Annotated in this window: 20 protein-coding genes; 11 read left to right on the top strand and 9 right to left on the bottom strand. The window is 71.6% G+C overall.

The window, feature by feature from the left end:
* Positions 1-45: 45 nt before the first annotated feature.
* Complete coding sequence (locus OHT21_RS42175) at positions 46-1,047, top strand: zinc-binding alcohol dehydrogenase family protein (RefSeq protein ID WP_328774431.1); 1,002 nt, start codon at positions 46-48, stop codon at positions 1,045-1,047.
* 10 nt (positions 1,048-1,057) lie between these two features.
* Here OHT21_RS42175 and OHT21_RS42170 read toward each other — a convergent pair whose 3' ends face one another.
* Both OHT21_RS42170 and OHT21_RS42165 read right to left on the bottom strand, forming a co-directional pair.
* The gene (locus OHT21_RS42170) at positions 1,058-1,492 is read right to left on the bottom strand and encodes a VOC family protein (RefSeq protein WP_328773521.1); all 435 of its coding nucleotides are present in this window, start codon (positions 1,490-1,492) and stop codon (positions 1,058-1,060) included.
* A 90-nt stretch (positions 1,493-1,582) separates the two neighbouring features.
* Positions 1,583-1,975, bottom strand: a complete 393-nt coding sequence (locus OHT21_RS42165) for a PPOX class F420-dependent oxidoreductase (protein WP_328773520.1) — start codon at positions 1,973-1,975, stop codon at positions 1,583-1,585.
* Between the two features lie 110 nt (positions 1,976-2,085).
* Here OHT21_RS42165 and OHT21_RS42160 point away from each other — a divergent pair, with 110 nt between their 5' ends.
* From OHT21_RS42160 to OHT21_RS42150, 3 genes are all read left to right on the top strand, one after another.
* Entirely contained in the window at positions 2,086-2,619 is a 534-nt protein-coding gene (locus tag OHT21_RS42160; protein ID WP_328773519.1) for a hypothetical protein, read from the top strand.
* Between the two features lie 166 nt (positions 2,620-2,785).
* Positions 2,786-4,189 (top strand): MBL fold metallo-hydrolase, encoded by a 1,404-nt coding sequence (locus tag OHT21_RS42155; protein WP_328773518.1) that lies wholly within the window; start codon positions 2,786-2,788, stop codon positions 4,187-4,189.
* A gap of 64 nt (positions 4,190-4,253) precedes the next feature.
* Positions 4,254-5,006, top strand: a complete 753-nt coding sequence (locus tag OHT21_RS42150) for a sulfite exporter TauE/SafE family protein (protein ID WP_328773517.1) — start codon at positions 4,254-4,256, stop codon at positions 5,004-5,006.
* A gap of 134 nt (positions 5,007-5,140) precedes the next feature.
* Here the strand turns inward: OHT21_RS42150 and OHT21_RS42145 are convergent, their stop codons facing one another.
* Positions 5,141-5,422 (bottom strand): metal-sensitive transcriptional regulator, encoded by a 282-nt coding sequence (locus tag OHT21_RS42145; protein ID WP_328773516.1) that lies wholly within the window; start codon positions 5,420-5,422, stop codon positions 5,141-5,143.
* Positions 5,423-5,515: 93 nt separating this feature from the next.
* Between OHT21_RS42145 and OHT21_RS42140 the strand changes: the two genes are divergently transcribed.
* Both OHT21_RS42140 and OHT21_RS42135 read left to right on the top strand, forming a co-directional pair.
* Positions 5,516-6,082 (top strand): rhodanese-like domain-containing protein, encoded by a 567-nt coding sequence (locus OHT21_RS42140; protein WP_328773515.1) that lies wholly within the window; start codon positions 5,516-5,518, stop codon positions 6,080-6,082.
* Positions 6,083-6,175: 93 nt separating this feature from the next.
* The gene (locus OHT21_RS42135; protein WP_328773514.1) at positions 6,176-7,210 is read left to right on the top strand and encodes an iron-containing redox enzyme family protein; all 1,035 of its coding nucleotides are present in this window, start codon (positions 6,176-6,178) and stop codon (positions 7,208-7,210) included.
* An 87-nt stretch (positions 7,211-7,297) separates the two neighbouring features.
* Here the strand turns inward: OHT21_RS42135 and OHT21_RS42130 are convergent, their stop codons facing one another.
* From OHT21_RS42130 to OHT21_RS42110, 5 genes are all read right to left on the bottom strand, one after another.
* Positions 7,298-7,513 (bottom strand): CDGSH iron-sulfur domain-containing protein, encoded by a 216-nt coding sequence (locus OHT21_RS42130; RefSeq protein WP_328773513.1) that lies wholly within the window; start codon positions 7,511-7,513, stop codon positions 7,298-7,300.
* Positions 7,488-8,150: a HemK2/MTQ2 family protein methyltransferase gene (locus tag OHT21_RS42125; RefSeq protein WP_328773512.1), complete on the bottom strand. Its 663-nt coding sequence runs from the start codon at positions 8,148-8,150 to the stop codon at positions 7,488-7,490. The genes OHT21_RS42130 and OHT21_RS42125 overlap by 26 nt, the downstream gene beginning before the upstream one ends.
* A 36-nt stretch (positions 8,151-8,186) precedes the next feature.
* Positions 8,187-8,858 (bottom strand): dienelactone hydrolase family protein, encoded by a 672-nt coding sequence (locus OHT21_RS42120; RefSeq protein WP_328774430.1) that lies wholly within the window; start codon positions 8,856-8,858, stop codon positions 8,187-8,189.
* A 44-nt stretch (positions 8,859-8,902) separates the two neighbouring features.
* Positions 8,903-10,048, bottom strand: coding sequence for a baeRF2 domain-containing protein (locus OHT21_RS42115; RefSeq protein ID WP_328773511.1), 1,146 nt, complete (start codon positions 10,046-10,048; stop codon positions 8,903-8,905).
* A 516-nt stretch (positions 10,049-10,564) separates the two neighbouring features.
* Positions 10,565-11,194 carry an NADPH-dependent F420 reductase gene (locus OHT21_RS42110; RefSeq protein ID WP_328773510.1) on the bottom strand — a complete coding sequence of 210 codons (630 nt, stop codon included), beginning with the start codon at positions 11,192-11,194 and terminating at the stop codon, positions 10,565-10,567.
* Between the two features lie 348 nt (positions 11,195-11,542).
* On the opposite strand from OHT21_RS42110, the gene OHT21_RS42105 reads away from it, so the two are divergent.
* Positions 11,543-12,238 (top strand): DUF4142 domain-containing protein, encoded by a 696-nt coding sequence (locus OHT21_RS42105; RefSeq protein WP_328773509.1) that lies wholly within the window; start codon positions 11,543-11,545, stop codon positions 12,236-12,238.
* Between the two features lie 152 nt (positions 12,239-12,390).
* Positions 12,391-13,143 carry a YqjF family protein gene (locus tag OHT21_RS42100; RefSeq protein WP_328773508.1) on the top strand — a complete coding sequence of 251 codons (753 nt, stop codon included), beginning with the start codon at positions 12,391-12,393 and terminating at the stop codon, positions 13,141-13,143.
* A gap of 3 nt (positions 13,144-13,146) precedes the next feature.
* Here the strand turns inward: OHT21_RS42100 and OHT21_RS42095 are convergent, their stop codons facing one another.
* Positions 13,147-14,148, bottom strand: a complete 1,002-nt coding sequence (locus tag OHT21_RS42095; RefSeq protein WP_328773507.1) for an alpha/beta fold hydrolase — start codon at positions 14,146-14,148, stop codon at positions 13,147-13,149.
* 396 nt (positions 14,149-14,544) lie between these two features.
* Here OHT21_RS42095 and OHT21_RS42090 point away from each other — a divergent pair, with 396 nt between their 5' ends.
* From OHT21_RS42090 to OHT21_RS42080, 3 genes are all read left to right on the top strand, one after another.
* The gene (locus OHT21_RS42090; protein ID WP_328773506.1) at positions 14,545-15,960 is read left to right on the top strand and encodes a S1 family peptidase; all 1,416 of its coding nucleotides are present in this window, start codon (positions 14,545-14,547) and stop codon (positions 15,958-15,960) included.
* A gap of 35 nt (positions 15,961-15,995) precedes the next feature.
* A complete protein-coding gene (locus tag OHT21_RS42085) occupies positions 15,996-17,204 on the top strand; it encodes a damage-control phosphatase ARMT1 family protein (protein ID WP_328773505.1) in 1,209 nt (402 codons plus the stop codon).
* Between the two features lie 108 nt (positions 17,205-17,312).
* Positions 17,313-18,137: an ankyrin repeat domain-containing protein gene (locus tag OHT21_RS42080; protein WP_328773504.1), complete on the top strand. Its 825-nt coding sequence runs from the start codon at positions 17,313-17,315 to the stop codon at positions 18,135-18,137.
* Position 18,138: the final 1 nt, after the last annotated feature.

Genomic DNA, 18,138 nt, shown 5'->3' with positions numbered 1-18,138 from the left:
GGCGCCGTCGGGCCGCGTCGGCGGGAACATGTCGACATGACGACGATGCGTGCATGGGTGGTGGCCGAGCCGGGTCCGATCGAGCGGGAGCCCTTGCGGTTCGTCGAGAAGCCGGTTCCCGTGCCGGGGCCCGATGAGCTGCTCGTCCAGGTGAGCGCCTGTGGAGTCTGCCGTACGGATCTCCATGTCAGCGAGGGCGATCTTCCGGTGCACCGGCCACGGGTGACGCCGGGGCACGAGGTGGTGGGGCGGGTGGCGGGCATGGGTGACGCGGTGACCGGATACACGGTCGGGGACCGGGTCGGTGTGGCCTGGCTGCGCCGTACCGACGGCAGTTGCGGGTACTGCGCGCGCGGGAACGAGAACCTGTGCCCGGACTCGGTCTACACCGGCTGGGACGCCGACGGCGGCTACGCGGAGTACACCACCGTTCCGGCCGCCTTCGCCTACCGGCTGACCGGTGACCTCGATGACGTCGCCCTGGCCCCGCTGATGTGCGCGGGCATCATCGGCTACCGCGCACTGCGCCGCGCCGCGCTGCCCGAGGGCGGGCGCCTCGGTCTGTACGGATTCGGCGGCAGCGCCCACCTGTGCGCGCAGGTGGCGATCGCCCAGGGTGCCACCGTCCACGTACGGACTCGCGATGTGGCCGCCCAGCGTCTCGCACTCGCCCTGGGCGCGACCTCGGCGGCCGGTACGTACGATCCGCTGCCCGAACCGTTGGACAGCGCGATCCTGTTCGCCCCGGTCGGCTCCCTGGTCCCCGTGGCGCTGCGGGCTCTCGACCGTGGCGGCGTCCTGTCGATCGCGGGCATCCATCTCAGCGAGATCCCGCCGCTCGACTACGAGCGGGAGTTGTTCCACGAGAAAGAGGTACGCAGCGTCACCTCCAACACCCGTGAGGACGGCAGGGAGTTCCTGACGCTGGCGGCGCGCTACGGCGTACGCGCCACCACTCACACGTATCCACTGTCGGGAGCCCAACTGGCGCTGCAGGACCTGAAGTCGGGCCGCTTCGACGGGGCGGCGGTGCTGGTCAACGACTAGGGCAAGATGCCTAGAGCGCGCCGAAGTCGGGGAGGGTGAGCGAGCCGTCGTCGGCGAGGGCGAATCCGGGGTTGTGTGCGATCTCCCAGGCGTGGCCGTCCGGGTCGGTGAAGGCGCCGGAGTAGAAGCCGATGGCGTTGGTGGCGGCGGGCTTGGTGATGGTGGCCCCGGCCCGTTCCGCGGCGGTGAGGAGAGCGTCGACCTCGGCGTCGGAGCGTACGTTGTGCGCCAGGGCGATCCCGCCGAAGCCGGTAGCGGCCCCGTCCGTCAGCCCGCAGTCGGCGGCGAGCTTCTCGCGGCCCCACAGGACGAGGGCCAGGCCGCCCGCCTGGAAGAAGACGGTCTCTTCGACCTCCTGACCCCGCCAGCCCAGGGCTTCATAAAAGGTCCGGGAGCGCGTCACATCGGAGACTCCCAGCGTGACCAGACTGATGCGCTGTTCCATGCCAGGACATTAAAGGCCGCCGGAAGGGACGACAACGCGACGGGACGACAGGACGGCAAGACGACAGGGACGACAACGCGACCATCGGTCTCAGTCGGTCGGCGCCAGGGAGATCCGTATCCCCACCGTCCCCGTCTTCCCGCGCCGCAGTCGGCTGCCGAGCAGGATGATTCGGCCGGTGATGCCGTATTTGCGGGCGATGAGCGCGCGGTAGCGATCGGTGACGTCCTGGTCGCAGATCTCGGCGGTTGCCGGGATCTGTTCGCCGGTGGGGTTGCCGCGCGCGTCGCACGGGCCCACGAGGACGTCGGCGCGGTTGCGGATCCGCTTGACCTTCCACGCGTCCGCGGCCGACCAAGCGCCGAGTTTCTCGCCGTCGCGCACGACCCATACAGGGGTCGCGACCGCCGTACCGTTCTTCCGATAGCTCGTGATCAGCAGGTACTTGCCGGCACCGAGCCGCTCGAGCGGTGTGTTCTCCACGCTGGGAGTCTAGGCCGCCAGCGTGTACGGGCGGTGCGCTGCGTCGGCTCCTTCTGCCGTACGCTCCCACGGCCCGTAACGCCGTGTCAGACTCCCGCGGAGGGGGAGCCTTGGCTGACAACACTCTGTGGGTGGCGGCGCTGACCGCCGGGACCGCCGTGCTCGCGAGCTGGGTGACCAGCCGCGGTACCGCCCGGGCCGCGCGCATCCAGGCCGACGCGGCGGCCGCGACGATGCAGGCGGACCGGCTGCGGGCGGCGCGGCGGGCGGCGTACGTCGACGTCATCGAGCAGGCGCAGCGCATGGGCGACCTCTACTGGAAGGTGACCGACGCGCACCAGATCACGGACGCCGGCGAGCGCCTCGCCGCGCTCGAGGAGCTGCGGCTACGGCTCCGCGGCGAGTACGCCGTGCTGCGGCAGCGTGTGTGGGTGGTGGATCTGGAGGGCCCGGCGGAGGTGGCCTCGGCCGCGGACCGGCTCCGGGAGTCGACCAGCGAGAACTGGCGGGCACTTGGCGCGATGATCGCCGGTGAGACGGACGCGGCCCAGCGGTTCGACGACTGCTTCGCACCCTTCTGGGAGTCGGTCGTGACCTTCGTCGAGGTCGCTCGCCGCGCCCTCCATGAGACGCGTACGGACTGATTCCTCTCCGGCCTTCGGGTACTCGCTCAGCGACACACAAAAGCTTCGGACGAGGGGCTCTTCGCGTCAGCCTCTGTTCTCGCTTGGATACCCCCCTGGGTATTTCTGCTACGGTGAGATCTCTAGATACCCCCCGGGGTACAGCATCCTGTGAGGAGTCGTAGTCGTGTTCTTCGTCGACACTCTGGAATTCGAAGGGCTGGGCAACCGCAGTTACCTGGCCGGAGGCGCCCGGGCCGCCGTGGTGGTGGATCCGCCCCGCGATATCGATCAGGTCATCGCCGCTGCCGCCGGGCGCGGGGTGCGGATCGCCTACGTGGCGGAGACCCACGTGCACAACGACTACGTCAGCGGCGGCCTGGAGCTGGCCCGTGTCACCGGTGCCCATTACCTGGTGCCGGACGGGGCGTCGGTGTCCTTCGCCCGCACTCCTGTCGCCGATGGCGACACGGTCGCCGTGGACGAGGGCCTGGTGCTGCGCGCCGTGGCCACGCCCGGCCACACCCCGCACCACACCTCGTACGTACTGGAGGAGGACGGCCGGCCGGTGGCGGCGTTCACCGGCGGCTCGCTGCTGATCGGGGCGGTGGGCCGGCCGGATCTCGTCGAGCCGCGGCTGACCGAGCGGCTGGCCCGTGCACAGCACGCCTCGGCGCATCGGCTGGCGGACGAGCTGAACGACGAGGTCGCGGTGCTGCCCACGCATGGCTTCGGCAGCTTCTGCTCCAGTGGGCAGGCCACGGGTGACGCGAGCACGATCGGCGCCGAGCGCAAGAACAACGACGCGCTGACGCAGGACGTGGACGCATTCGTCGCATCAATGCTCGCCGGACTGGACGACATACCCGCGTACTACGCGCATATGGGCCCCGTGAACGCGGCAGGACCGGCACCGGTGGACCTCACCCCGCCGCGCCCCGCGGACGCCGAGGAGATCGCGTCCCGGCTGGCCGCCGGGGCATGGGTGGTGGACCTGCGCAGCCGCGTCGCGTTCGCCGAGGGCCATGTCGCCGGTTCGTACAACTTCGAGGGCGAGGGCAAACTCGCCACCTATCTGGCCTGGTTGATCCCCTGGGGCAAGCCCGTCACGCTGCTCGCCGACACCGCCGAGCGGATCGCCGAGGCGCAGCGCGAGCTGGCCAGAGTGGGCATCGACCGCCCGGCCGCCGCCGCGAGCGGCGATCCCTCCGCGTGGATACGGGACGGAGAGCGGCTCGCCTCCTTCACGCGCGCCCGCTTCGCCGAACTCGTCGGCGTACGGGACGACGTGGTGGTCCTGGATGTGCGGCGGGACTCGGAACGGGCGGGCGGTTTCATCGAGGGTTCGGTGCATATCCCGATCCATCAACTGCACGGCCGTGTGGGCGAGGTGCCGCCTGGTGTGGTGTGGGTGCACTGTGCTGGTGGGATGCGTGCGGCGATCGCCGCGTCGCTGCTCGATGCCGCCGGGCGGGATGTGGTCGCTGTCGACGATGGGTTCGAGGCCGCCCGCGATGCGGGACTTGTCGTCGTCCGTCCGGCGGCCGGGGACACCTCTGACGCGCGCCGGCCCGCCTCCGCCTCCGCATGAAGGTGATCGGTTCGTGGGCGGGCGCGGGTGTACCCGTCACCGGCTCGGGCGGCGGTGTCACTGCGTGAGCACGCTGATTCTGGCGTTGGTCGCCGGAGGGGCGGTCGGACTGGCGCTCGGTGCGCTGGGCGGGGGTGGCAGCATCCTGGCCGTACCCGCGCTGATCTACCTGCTCGGTTTCTCGCCGGCTGCCGCCACGACCGCCGGGCTCCTCATCGTCACCGCCACCTCCGCCACCGCCCTGTACGCGCATGCCCGGGCCGGGCATGTCCGGTGGAAGGCGGGCGCGTTGTTCGCGGCGGCCGGGCTGCTGCCGGCCGCTGCGGCGGGGGCAGCGGCGGCACGTCTGCCGCAGCCGCTGCTGACCGCCGCGTTCGCCGGCGTCGCAGCCGTCGCGGGCTTGCGGATGCTGCGGCCGGCCGGCGGCACGGTCGTACGGGACGTGGCAGGGCTACGGCCCGGCAGGGCGGCCGGAGTTGGCGCGGGTCTAGGTGCGCTGACCGGGCTGCTCGGAGTCGGCGGGGGCTTCCTCGCGGTGCCGGCGCTCGTCACCGTGCTGGCCTTCGAGATGCAGGCCGCCGTCGGTACCAGCCTGCTGGTCATCACGACCAATTCCCTGGCCTCCCTGACCTTGCGTGGCGCCTCCGCCGCGGCGGTTGACTGGGCGGCGGTCGCGCCGTTCGCGGCGGGGGCGGTGCTGGGTGCGTGGGACGGCAAGCGGCTGGCGGGGAAGGTGTCTGGTCCGCTGTTGCAGCGTGTCTTCGCGGGGGTGCTCCTGGCGGTGGCCGCGCTCATGCTCGTGGACGCCGTGGCGTGAGGGGACGCCGCGGGCATGAGCGGACGCGCGGCAAGGGCTGACGATCGCCGTTCGCGAACGGTGCCCTGACCGCTTCGGACCGGGCCGCCTCGGATCGGTCCGCTTCGGACTCGGGCGAGTGATCAGGCCGGCAATCAAGCAAGCGAGAGGAAGAGCTTCTCCAGGCGGGCCCGCATCTGCTCGCGGTCACCCTCGGCAGCAAGGTTCGAGTCGGCCAGGCAGTGCTGCAGGCCGGTGGCGATGATCGCGAAGCCCGCCTTGTCCAGGGCTCGGGAGACCGCCGCGAGTTGGGTGATCACCTCCTCGCAGTCGCGACCCTCCTCGATCATCCTGACCACACCCGCGATCTGACCCTGCGCCCTGCGCAGACGGTTGACCACCGTCTTCAGCTCCTCGGCCGCCATCGCCAGTTCCACAGCCACTCCTTCGTACTTCGACACACAAATTTCACATACCCCTACGGGTATCCTACCCGCAGGCCAACCCCTCGAAAGAAGAGGTAACTCCACGTGACCGCGACCACCGTCCTCGCCCCGGAACAGGCGCACGCCCGCCTGCACGAGCTGACCGTCATCGACGTCCGCACGCCCGGCGAGTACGCCTCCGGGCATCTGCCCGGCGCCCACAACATCCCCCTCGACCATCTCGACCAGGCACTGTCCGCCCTCCGGACCGCCGCCGACCGCGGAGACCTCCTCGTCGTGTGCGCCTCCGGCGCCCGCTCCGCCCGGGCCTGCGAACGGCTCGCCGAGCACGGCATCACCGCCGCCACCCTCAGCGGCGGCACCGGCGCGTGGACTCAACTCGGCCACGACGTCCACCGGCCTGCGGGCGCCCGCGCCGTTTGGGCCATGGAACGTCAGGTCCGCCTGGCCGCCGGTTCGCTCGTCCTGGCCGGGCTGGCGGCCGGACGGCGGTGGCCGCGCGCCCGCCTCTTGTCCGCGGGCATCGCGGGCGGCCTGGTCTTCTCCGCCGTTACGAACACCTGCGGCATGGCCCGCGTCCTCGCCAAACTCCCGCACAACCGCCCGCGCGCGACCGACCTCGACGCGACGCTCGCCACGCTCACCGAGTGAGGCGTCCCTGAGGCGGACTCGGTGTCGGTTACGCACGGGGGCGGCGGGTACCCGCACGGCTCGATGAGTACGCCGCCCCTTTCGAGGTGACCCATGGACTCCGGCGTCGCGACGCCCGTCAGCGCACGTGGGAGTGGGCCCGTCGTCCCCGAGCCGCGCGGGCCGCTGTCCTCCGCCGTGCTGTCCGCCCTCCGCCGGCAGCCACCGGGCGGCCCGCTGCCTCTGCACGAGGTCCCGCATTCAGATCCGTACGGCGAAGACCTCCAACTCGCGCTCTACGCCTGCTACGAGCTGCACTACCGCGGCTTCTCGGGCGTCGACGCGGGCTGGGAGTGGGACCCGGAGCTGCTGCGGTTGCGGGCCGCCATGGAGTCCGTCTTCCATGAAGCGCTACGTGCGGACGTGGCCGGCGGCGGCAGCCCCGACGACCTCGATCGCGAGCTGGACGCCCTCCTCGCCGAGCCTCGGGAACCGCGCGGCGTCTCCCAGTTCCTGAAGCGGGACGGCACCCGGGAGCAACTGCGCGAATACTTCGCCCATCGCTCCGTCTACCAGCTGAAGGAGGCCGATCCGCAGGCCTGGGTCATCCCGCGCCTGGAGGGCGGCCGCGCCAAAGCGGCTCTCGTCGCGGTCGAGTACGACGAGTTCGGCGGCGGCCGGGCCGAACGCGTGCACGCCCGGCTGTTCGCCGACCTGATGGCCGAGGCCGGCCTCGATGCGACGTACGGGCGTTACGTGGACGCCGTCCCGGCGGTCACGCTCGCCACGGTGAACCTGATGTCGTACCTGGGCCTGCATCGCGCCCAACGCGCCGCGCTGGTCGGCCACTTCGCGGCGGCGGAGATCACCACGGCCCCCGCCGCGCGCCGTATGGTCGACGCGATCGACCGCCTGGGCGCGGGCCCGGCCTGCCGTTTCTTCTACAACGAGCACGTCGAGGCCGACGCCGTGCACGAACAGGTCCTGCGCCGCGATGTCATCGGCGGCCTGCTCGCCGCCGAGCCCGGCCTCGTCGGGGACGTGGTCTTCGGTATCCAGGCGACCGGACTGCTCGACGACCGCATGGAGCGGCACCTGCTGGATTGCTGGCGCAAGGGGAGGACATCGCTGCGCGGGCGTGGGCTGTGACAGCCCTTTCGAGGACGGTCCTTCCGAGGCGGCCCGGTCGAAGGCCGCCCTGCCGAAGACGATGGCGTCACGCCGAAGACGATGGCGTCACGGGCGGCGGCTCCGGTGGCTCGTATCGCACCACGGGTACGTACCGCTGCGTCGGCAGGCGCACAGCGCCACCACGAAGCGGTCGGAGACGAGGCGGCGGCCGTCGTCGAGTTCGACCTCGACCGGGCCCTCGATGAGGATCGGGCCGTCCGGTACGACAACGACGCGACGCGGGCGTCGCGGACGCTCAGAGTCGGCGTGGTTGGTCGGCACGGATCACCACCAGCTCCTCCGTGTCCTGTCCAGGGTCGATCAGCCCGTGGGCGCGGAGTTCGGCGGCTCGAGAGCGCAGCACCGGGCCGAACGGGACCGTGGCGCGGTCGACCGCCGCCGCCTTGAGCCCGTCGTCACGCAGGCGGGCGAGCGTCTCTTCGACGCCGCACAGGGCCGAGTGCACCATCAGCAGCATCCCGCCGGGCGCGAGGCATGGCGGGGCGGCGGTGCAGATGCGGTCCACCAACGCCCTGCCGTCGGGCCCCGCGTCCCACGCCAGGGCCGCTCCCCCGCGCGATACCGGACCTCCGGGCGCGGGCACGTACGGCGGGTTGGCCAGGACCACGTCGAACGTCTCTCCCGTGACCGGACGCGTCAGATCGCCCCTGAGCACACGCACCGGGACCCGCCGCACCGTCGCGTTGAACCGGGCCGCCAGCACCGCCCACGGCGAGAGGTCCACCGCCGTCACCCGGCCCGCGCCCGCCTGTGCCGCGGCAAGGGCCAGCGCGCCGGTGCCGGTGCCGATGTCCAGCACCCGGGCACCGGGCCGCATCGCCGCCAGCCGCAGGGCCCTGGCCAGCAGCCAGGTGTCGCCCTGCGGCGCGTAGACGCCGGGAGGTCGCAGCAGAAACACGGGGCTCGGGTACCTCGGCCCGGCCCCCGGAAACCGTCACCGCTGCTCGCCGGCCTCCCCCGCGGTCCGTACGCGCTCCACGCACCACTCCTTGGCGGTCCGCGCGACCTCTTCCAGCGTGCCCGGCTCCTCGAAGAGGTGCGTGGCGCCCGGCACCACATGCAGGGAATGCGGGGCCCGCAGCCGCCCGGCCGCCTCCTCGTTGAGCCCGAGCACCTGGCGGTCCCGGCCGCCGACGATGAGCAGTACTGGAGCTCGTACGCGTTCCAGGGCGTCGCCCGCCAGATCGGGCCGTCCGCCTCGCGACACGACAGTCAGTACACGCTCGGGTCGCTCGGCCGCGGCCACCAGGGCTGCCGCCGCGCCCGTACTGGCGCCGAACAACGCGATCGGGAGCCCTCTCGCCTCGGCCTGTCCGTCCAGCCAGTCGATGGCGGCGACCAGGCGTCGCCCCAGCAGCGGGATGTCGAAGCGGTGCTCGGCCGTCAGGGCGTCCCGGGCGTCCTCGCGTTCGCTGAGCAGATCCATGAGCAGGGTGCCGAGTCCGGCCGTACGCAGTTCCGTGGCCACCATGCGGTTGCGCGGACTGTGCCGTGAGCTGCCGCTGCCGTGCGCGAACAGCACCATCGCCCTGGCCTGCGCGGGAAGTACGAGGTCACCGGCCAGCGTCACCTCGTCGGCCGGTATCGCAACCAACTGGGAGATCATCGGGATCATCTTCTTCCTGTACGCCGAGACCCTTACTCCGCGCCTCACTCCACGGCCATGTCCCCCGGCTCGCGATAACGCAGCAGCACACCCACCCCGTCGGTCAGCGGGACCCGGTCCGGGTCCACCACGATCAGCTCGGCTCCGGTGCGGGCGCTGGCGTGCAGCAAGGCGGCGTCGGCTGGCTGATCACGTACGGACTTCACCCCGAATGCCGCCAACTCCTCGGCAGACAGGGCGATTTGGTACGGTTCCGCGCCCACCCACAGCCGCTCCGGGAGCCGTGGGGAGCGGGCGAGCAGGAGGGCTCGGGCGCGGCCGCGTTGCAGGGCGGTGACGGCGGCGGGGACGCCCTCGGACTTCTGGCGGTGCCTGGCGCGCTGGGCGAGGAAGGTGTCCAGCTGGAGGCGGTCGGGTCCGCTCAGCCGGCCGTCCAGGGTGCGGGCCACTTCCGTCTCCATCAGGGGCCGACCGGGGGTGGTGTCGGCCGCCGCGCCGGGGCTGCTCTCGATGACGGTCGTGCGGTTCTGGAGGTGGATGGGCATGCGGTTGACCAGGACGCCCGACAGCCAGGCGTCGCCCTCGTCCCGGCGGAGCACTACGAGCTCGGCCCCGTGCCGTCCGGCGAGTTCGTCCACTTCCTGGGCGATACGGGGTGCCGTGCGCGGCCAGTCCTCCACCGGCACCACGCGGTCGAGCCGTGGTCCCGGCGCGACCCGGCTGACGGGCCACCGACCGCTTTCGGCGACGACCGAGACGCACTCGCCCTTCTTGTCCTTCTCGCCCTTTCCGTCCTTCACGTCCGAGACGCGTCGGGTGAGGGCGACGGCCACGTACGGGATGTCCGGTGCGCGCTGCAGCGCCAGCGGCAGAGTGTCGGGCAGGTCGTCGAAGCGGGCCGTGTCGCGTACGGGCGGGTCGGGCAGGTCCGCCACCAGGACGAGGCGGCCGTGCGCGGCGAACAGGGCCTGCCCGTACCGGCCGGGCAGGTCACGGCCGGTGCCGACCGCCGCGTCCAGGGCGGAGACGGTGGCCGCGTCCGTCCCCTGGTCGCGCAGCGAGTCCCGCAGGTGGCGCCAGCGCAGATCGATCGCCTTGTCGGGTTCGTCGATGTCCCGGGAGGTGTCGAGGTGGACGCTCGCCCACGGGCCGGGGCGGGAGAAGAGCGGGTCCAGGAACGAGAGCTTCACGGTGGCTCCCTGAGCGGTTCGGCCGTGCGGGGGCGATGGGCGCGGAACCGAGTCACGTACGCGTCCTTGCGTGTACCCGCGCGGGCTCGGCGCCATGCGCGGGCGGCTGCTGGGTACTCGACGGGCCCGTACCACTTGGACGCCTTGGCCGCCTGGCGGATCCGGCGGCCGAGGCCAGGAGGAGGACTTCATGGGCGTGCAGGGCCTGCCCGATCCCGTCATGAGCAGGCGGCCCGGTCCGCCGGTCGACCCTGCGGCACTGGCGGCGGCGCTGCGCGAGCGGGTCGACGGCGAGGTGCGGTTCGACGCGGTGCGAGCAGTCGCAGGTTTTTTAGGGGCGCGGGGAACTGCGCGACCAGCCACAACGCACCCGCAGCCGCACACGATCCCAACATCCCACCCCAATAGGCGCCCCACCCACCGCCGGTGGGTTCCGCACCCGCCGGAGGCAGGGGGCCTGGGGGCGCAGCCCCCAGTTTCGGGAAGGGGCGGGGCTGGGGAAAAGAACCCCCGCCTTCAGACGGCGGCGTGCACCAAGGCGTCCAGCTCCGCGGCGGAGAGTTCGGCGCTGAAGGCCGTGGCACCAGGCTGGTGCCGGCGACCACCGCGGCCCAGGTAACCGGCGTCCACCGGATCGAAGCCAAGGTCCCGGATCAGCCCCGCAACCACCGCCTTGGCCTCCTCGTCGTCCCCGGACAAGGGAATGGCCAGCCGAGCGGGGTCCCCCTTCGGGCGCCCACGGTCGCGCAGGTTCTCCCAGTGAACGGCGTTGAAGGCCTTCACAAGATCGGCCCCGGTAAGAGCCCGCAGCTTCTCGCTGGAGGTGGTCCGATCCTCGTCCAGATCGGGATCGTGACCGTCCCGCTCAGGAAAGTAGTTGCAGGCGTCGACGACCACCTTGTCGCGCAGGTCAGCGATTGGCAGCTCGCTGATCCGCCCATAGGGAATCGCGACGACAACCAGTTGCCCGTACCGCGCGGCCTCCTGAGCCGTAACGGCCGTGATCGGCCCGCTGATCCCCGAGACCAGGTCCTTCAACGTCTCGGGGCCACGCGAGTTGGCGATGGCGACCTCATGGCCGATCCCGGCCAGCTTCCTGGCGAGTGTGGAGCCGACGCGACCGGCTCCGATAATCCCGATGCGCATGGTGTTTCCCCCTGCCGGTCGGAGTCTGCGGGCGGCCGCTGGAACCTCCCGCGATCTGCAGACGGAGTTTCCGGATAAGCGCCGCCGAAACGACCGCCGACGGGCGACAGACGATCGCGACGAGCGATGGCGTCGCGTGCGTCGGGCGTCGGGCGTCGGGCAACGGGCGTCGGGCGTCGGGCGTCGGGCAACGGACGGTCGCCCGAGGCTCACGCCACCGAGCCCGTCCCCGCACCCCCATTTGCGCCACCCAAAGTGACGCACCGACCACCTTGCGTGTGAATGGTCATCACCAGCCCCTTGCGGGCGCACCGCACCAGCCCCACAGCCGAGACGAACGGATGCACCATGCAAGCGAAGCGCTGGGCTCCCGCGGTCCTCACCCTCCTCGCCCTGTCCGGCGGAGCATCCGCCGCCCCCGCCATCGCCGACGAGCGCCCCTGGCTGTCCAGGCCCGACCACGCATTCCTGCGCGCGGCGCATCAGGCCCACCTCGCCGAGGTCGCCGCCGCCGAGGACGCCCGCCGGGACGCTTCCACCGACTGTGTGAAGAAGGCAGCCGCAACCCTGGTGGAAGACCACACCCGGCTTGGCCGTCACGACTGGGCCCTGGCCGACAGGCTGGGCGTCCACCTGCCCGACAGGCCTACCGCCGACCAGCGGCAGGAACTCACCGAGGTCAAGGCCGACGTCGGCACCCCCGAGTATGACGAGGCCTGGCTCGACGCCCGGCGGGCCGCGCACCAGAGGACCCTGGCGCTCATCGACCAGCAGCTCGAGTGGGGCTCGACCCCCGAGGTCAAGGCCGCGGCGTGGGCCGCCCGGCCGGTGGTGGCCGGGCATCTGCGGATGCTACGGGCGGCAGCCACCTGCCGTACGGAGTCGAGCCCCGGGGCCGAACACGCGGAGGCCGGCGGGCAGCGGGACACCCGCGACGACCGCCAGGCCCTCCTGGGTGTCGCCGCACTCGGCAGCGGTGGCGTGCTCATGGTCATCGGCTGGCGCATGGCCGTCGCGAACCGACGCTCCACGGACGAACGCTGAGCCGATCACCGGGAGGTGAGGAGAGCGGCTGGCGCGGGTGGTCGACTCCGCGGCCGAGTTCGAACGCACCCGACTCACCAGAGCGCTCAACCACTACCGCAACCCCGACATCGTCACCCGCCGCCACCACCCCCCTCTGCCATCCTGACCCCGTGCAGAAGCCGACCCCCGTCACCCCCGACGCCCCCACCCTCATACGCACTCCCCTCCTCACCCAGCAATGGCTCGACCTCGCCTTCGTCCACTGGGCCGTCGAACCGGCCGTCGTGGCGGGGCTGTTGCCGAGGGGAACCGTTCCCGACACGCATGACGGAGTGACGTATGTCGGGCTCGTCGCCTTCCGGATGCACCGGGTCGGCTGGCTGCGGCTGCCCGGGGTGCCGTATCTGGGGACCTTCCCGGAGACCAATGTGCGGCTGTACTCGGTGGACGCGCACGGGCGTCGCGGTGTCGTCTTCCGCTCGATGGATGCCTCGCGGCTGATCCCGGTGGTGATGGGCCGCCTTGGCTTCCGGCTGCCGTACCTGTGGTCCCGGATGACCGTCCGCTCCGCCGGCGACATCGTGACGTACAGCAGTTCCCGCCGCTGGCCCGGCCCGCGCGGCGCGTACAGCCGGATCGCCGTACGGGCCGGTGAACGCATCGAGGAACCAACCGAGTTGGAGCATTTCCTCACCGCCCGCTGGGGCATGCACAACGCCTTCTTCGGCTCGGCGTCGTACCTCCCGAACGACCACCCGCGCTGGCCGCTGCACCGCGCCGACCTGCTCACCTGCGAGGAGAACCTGATCACCGCGGCCGGCCTGCCGGCACCCACCGACGCCCCGGTCAGCGTCCTCTACTCCCCCGGCGTCCCGGTCCTCCTCGGCCGCCCGTCCCGCCCGGCGGGCATCCCGACTCCGTAATGATCACCGAACGGCGAGGCGGAGTGAACCCAGCCACGCCACCAGGAGCCGGCCCACCTCCTCGGGGCGTTCCTGCTGCACCCAGTGGCCGCAGTCCTCGAGGATGTGGGACGAGACCAGGCCGGGGAGCGTCGTCGGGAAGGCCTTGACCGCGTCGGCCAGCCAGGCGAGGGAGGCGTCCTTTTCGCCGGCGAGGAAAAGGGACGGCTGGGTGATGGGGGCCCCGTCCCACTCGGCGAGGTCCTCCCAGTCCCGGTCGACGTTGCGGTAGCGGTTGAGTGCTCCGGTGAGTCCGGTGCGCTCGAACTCGCCCGCGTAGTAGTCGAGTTCCGCGTCGGTGAGCCAGGACGGCCGGTCCTTCACGAATCGGTCGGAGAACTGTCCGCCTTTGGGGATGAAGAACACGCTGCCGTCCCCTGACGTGGGCATCGTGTCGGCGGACAGCGTGGCGTAGAAGCCCGCCAGCCAGTCCCGTACGTCCGGCTCGATCTCCGCCTCCGCACGGCCGGGCTCCTGGAAGTAGCTGACATAGAACTCCTCGTCCCCGCCGATCTTGGCGAAGACGTCGGTCGGCCGCATCGCGCTCCGTGGTGCGTACGGGACGCCGAGCAGGCCCACGGCGGTGAAGACGTCCGGCCGGAGCAGGGCGGAGTGGGCCGCGATGGTCGCGCCCCAGTCGTGGCCGACGATCACCGCGGTCTCCTCACCGAGGGCGCGTACGACCGCGGCGTTGTCCTCGACGTGTGCCGTCATCCGGTACGCCGCGATGTCATGCGGCTTGGAGGAACGCCCGTACCCGCGTACGTCCACGGCGACGGCCCGGTAGCCCGCCGCCGCGAGCGCGGGGAGTTGGTGGCGCCAGGAGTACCAGGACTCGGGGAAGCCGTGCACCAGGAGGACGAGCGGGCCTGTGCCCTGCTCGACCAGATGGATACGGCCACCGGGCACGTCCACCAGCCGATGCTGAGCGCCGGCCGGCGTGTACGGGTCCGTGACCTGCGACATACGTCCTCCTCGGGATCTGGAATCATCCACTGATCTCGATCGTCGTGGGCATGGCTGCAACGACGCGACCAAAATTGCCGCTTCGGCAACAACACGGGTGCGATACCGCGCCCCTAAAGGGCCCAAAAGGTGGCCGCAGGCCCCTTTTGGGCCCTTTAGGGGCGCGGGGCTGTATCGATTTGCGGCTCCGCCGCGTGGGCGCGACCAGCCCCACCGCCCCGCAGCCGAACAACAACCCCTCCAGCGGAGCGCAACGACCGGATCCAGCCGACTCCGAAACGAAAGCGCGTCCGGTGAACCGGACGGTATGCCCGCACGTACTGATGGAGGGCGTCCACCCTGTGTGGGCGCCTGCGCGGATGACGCTGTGTCAGGACAGGCGTACGGGAGCCATGGATGAGGCATGCACGACGGAACGTTCAGCGGTTCGCGCGGTTCGCCGCCATTGGCGGGCTGCTCTGCGGAGGGCTGATGGTCTCGCAGGCCATGGCGAGTGACACGTCTGCCGAGTCGGACCTGCCGGGCGCCGTGACCCGGTCCGCCGAAACGGGCCGCGGTCTCGTCTCCGAGCTGGGCACCGAGCGTACGGCGGGTACGTGGCTCGACGCCGACGGGCGCCCGGTGGTCGCCGTGACGGACGAGGAGGCGGCGGCCGACGTACGCAAGGCGGGCGCGCAGGCCAAGATGGTGAACCACAGCATGAGCGAACTGCGGTCCGCCACCGCCACGTTGAAGGATTCGCCCCGGGTGTCCGGCACCTCGTGGTCGATGGACTACGCCAACAACCAGGTGGTCGTCCGCGCGGACAGAACCGTCTCCGCCGACGAGTGGTCGCGGCTGACCAAGGTCGCCGAGAGCATCGGGAAGTCCGTACGGATGGAACGTATCGACGGCGAGTTCACGCCACGCCTGAACGGCGGCGAGCCGATGCTCGCCGGCGCGGGCCGCTGCTCGGCGGGCTTCAACGTGACCAACGGCCGGAACAACTTCATTCTGACGGCGGGGCATTGTGGGCCGGAGGGCACCACGTGGTTCTCGGACACGCAGGGCACCCAGCAGGTCGGGACGACCGTGGACGGGGAGTTCCCCGGCAGTGACTACTCCCTCATCCGGTACGACCAGGGCACCGTGCTCGAGGGACCGGACGTGGTGGCCGTCGGCAACGGCGAAGGCGTGCGGATCACCGGTGCGGCCGATCCCGCCGTCGGTCAGAAGGTCTTCCGCAGCGGGAGCACCACGGGGCTCCGGTCCGGCGAGGTGACCGGCCTGGACGCGACGGTGAACTACCCGCAGGGCACGGTCACCGGGCTGATCGAGACCACGGTGTGTGCCGAACCGGGCGACAGCGGCGGCCCGATGTTCGCCGACGGTACGGCGCTGGGCATCACCTCGGGCGGCAACGGGGACTGCGACAACGGCGGTACGACGTTCTTCCAGCCGGTGACCAAGGCGCTGAACACGCTCGGCGTGCAGCTGGCCGCCGATCCCGATGCGGCGGGCGGCCAGCAGGCCTCACCGTCGGCCCGGGACGACAACGCGGGCGCGGGCAACGACGCCGACAACGGGGCGGGCGCGGGCGTGCCGCCCGGCGGGGCCTCGCCCTCGCCCGGCGGTGTGGGAGAGCTGGAGACCGTGCCCCAGGGCGGGTCGGACCAGGCCTCGTCGACGTTCGCGCGGCTCGCGGAGTACCGGAATCTCGGGCCGGGGCTGCTGGTCATCGCCGGAAGCCTGATCGCGCTGGTGGCGATCCAGATCCGTATGGAGCGGGGACGCAGGCAGTACCGCAACGAGTACTCGCAGAGCTGGGGCTGACATGAGCGCCGTACGGTGAACGGTTTACTGGAGGGATGACGCTTCCCGGCCCACCAGTACCTGATGACCACGACCGCGCTCCTGTCATCGTCAGCACCGCCGGCTCCTTCGCGCGGAGTGTGCTGGACGAGCGGCATCCGGCGCTCATCGAGCGGGTACGGCAGTCCACGCCGTACCCGCCCGCGCAGCAGCGCGCGCTGGACGCCCTGTTGGCGGAGATCACCGAGGGCGTGATCGAGCCCCTGGACGACGGCGAACCGGGTGCCGAGGTGTGGCGGGACGAGCCCTACTACGGGCGACGCTGGCCGGACGTCCCCTTCCTGTGGGCGGAGAGCTTCTTCTACCGCAAACTCCTCGCCGCCCTGGGCTACTTCACGCCCGGCCCATGGCAGGGCGTCGACCCCTTCGCCCCGTTCAAGAACGCCGAACTCGCGAGCTCCAAGGTCGATGACGAACTCTCCGCGCTCGACCGCCTCCCCCAAATCCCCGCGGAGGAACAGGACCGCACGGTCCTGCACTCCTCCCTCTGGGGCAACCGTGCGGATCTCGGCTTCCAACTGTCCGCGGGCGCCGAGGGGTTGGGCGACCGCGTACCCGGCCTGGTGGTGGACGACTCCGCCGAGCTGTGGCGGATCCTGCATGTGGCTCGGCCCGGCAAGGTGTGCCTGGTGGCCGACAACGCCGGACCCGAACTGCTCCCCGACCTCGTCCTCGCCGACCATCTGCTGACCACCCGCCGCGCGGCCACCGTCGTGCTGCACCTCAAGCCGTACCCGTACTACGTCTCCGACGCCACCACCGCCGACGCCCTCGCCTGCCTGGACCGGCTGACCGCCGCGTCCGGTCACGCTGCGGACGTCGGCAAGCGGCTGCGGCAGGCGATGACGAGCGGCCGCCTGATCCTGCGCACCCACCCGTTCTCCTGCGCACCACTCCCCTACGCGGACATGCCGGACGACCTCCGCCGCGACTTCGCGACCGCCAGGCTTACGATCATGAAGGGCGACCTCAACTACCGCCGCCTCGTGGGCGATCGGCACTGGCCCGCCACGATCCCCTTCGCCGAGGTCACCGCGTACTTCCCGGCCGCGGTGGCGGCGCTGCGCACCCTCAAGTCGGACGTCGCCACGGGCCTGCCACCCCGCACGCTGGAGCAACTGGACGCGACCGGGGAAGCCTGGCGCACCAGCGGAACGCACGCTCTGATCCAGGTCAGCGTCGGACCGTTCGCCTCAACAGCCTGAAACCCGGCGGCACTTCGGGCGCACCCGCGAGTCGGCGTCGCGTGGGCGTTCGATTTCTGGCAGGCTCAGGGGCATGTGTGACAGATGGCGCTGGGCTGGAGGCGTGTGATGGAGCCGCTCGACTCGCAGGATCCTCTGGCCGTCGAGGTGACCGAGGCGATCCGTGCAGGTGACGTGGCCGCCTTGCGGCAGTGCCTCGCCGAGCATCCCGGCCTTGCCACCGCGCGGATCGTCCAGCGCGGCCCTGGTGCCGGAAGCCGGACGCTGCTGCATATCGCCGCGGACTGGCCCGGTCACTATCCGCACGGTCCCGCGGTGGTCGCCACGCTGGTCGCGGCGGGTGCGGATCCCAACTCCCGTTTCGAGGGCGCCCACTCGGAGACCCCGCTGCACTGGGCGGCGAGCAGCAACGACGTCCCCATGCTCGACGCGCTCGTCCAGGCGGGCGCCGACATCGAGGCCCCGGGCGCCGTGATCGGCGGCGGCACACCGCTCGCCGACGCGCGCGGTTTCGGCCAGTGGCGGGCCGCACGCCGGCTCCTCGAGCTTGGGGCGCGTACGACGTTTGAGGACGCCGCGACGCTCGGGCTGCTGGACCGGGTGAAGGTCTTCGTCGAAGGCCCTGGAGTCAACGGCCCCCGAGTCGACGACCCCGGAGTCGCAGGGCACGGAGTCGAAGGTCCCGAACCGGCCGACGACAAGCCGGCGGATCCGGAGCCCGTCGACCACGCCGCCCTCACCCGCGCCTTCTGGGGCGCCTGCCACGGCGGCCACCTGGCCACAGCGGAGTACTTGTTGGCCCACGGCGCCGATCGTGACTGGATCGGCTACGACGACCAGACGCCGCTCGACATCGCCCGTGCCGCGGACGCCGACGCCGTCGTGCGCTGGCTGCGCGAGCAGGGGGCTAAGTCGCGCGCCCAACTGCCGTGAG

Origin of the sequence: Streptomyces sp. NBC_00286 (assembly GCF_036173125.1) — a bacterium.
Taxonomy (GTDB): Bacteria; Actinomycetota; Actinomycetes; order Streptomycetales; family Streptomycetaceae; genus Streptomyces.
This window is presented reverse-complemented; position numbering and strand designations above follow the sequence as displayed.

Bases quoted from the DNA above. Each gene is read 5' to 3' on its own strand.
- OHT21_RS42175 (WP_328774431.1), top strand. From the start codon at position 46: ATGCGTGCATGGGTGGTGGCCGAGCCGGGTCCGATCGAGCGGGAGCCC.
- OHT21_RS42170 (WP_328773521.1), bottom strand. From the start codon at position 1,492: ATGGAACAGCGCATCAGTCTGGTCACGCTGGGAGTCTCCGATGTGACG.
- OHT21_RS42135 (WP_328773514.1), top strand. From the start codon at position 6,176: ATGGACTCCGGCGTCGCGACGCCCGTCAGCGCACGTGGGAGTGGGCCC.
- OHT21_RS42120 (WP_328774430.1), bottom strand. From the start codon at position 8,858: ATGATCTCCCAGTTGGTTGCGATACCGGCCGACGAGGTGACGCTGGCC.
- OHT21_RS42110 (WP_328773510.1), bottom strand. From the start codon at position 11,194: ATGCGCATCGGGATTATCGGAGCCGGTCGCGTCGGCTCCACACTCGCC.
- OHT21_RS42105 (WP_328773509.1), top strand. From the start codon at position 11,543: ATGCAAGCGAAGCGCTGGGCTCCCGCGGTCCTCACCCTCCTCGCCCTG.
- OHT21_RS42095 (WP_328773507.1), bottom strand. From the start codon at position 14,148: ATGTCGCAGGTCACGGACCCGTACACGCCGGCCGGCGCTCAGCATCGG.
- OHT21_RS42090 (WP_328773506.1), top strand. From the start codon at position 14,545: ATGAGGCATGCACGACGGAACGTTCAGCGGTTCGCGCGGTTCGCCGCC.
- OHT21_RS42085 (WP_328773505.1), top strand. From the start codon at position 15,996: ATGACGCTTCCCGGCCCACCAGTACCTGATGACCACGACCGCGCTCCT.
- OHT21_RS42080 (WP_328773504.1), top strand. From the start codon at position 17,313: ATGGAGCCGCTCGACTCGCAGGATCCTCTGGCCGTCGAGGTGACCGAG.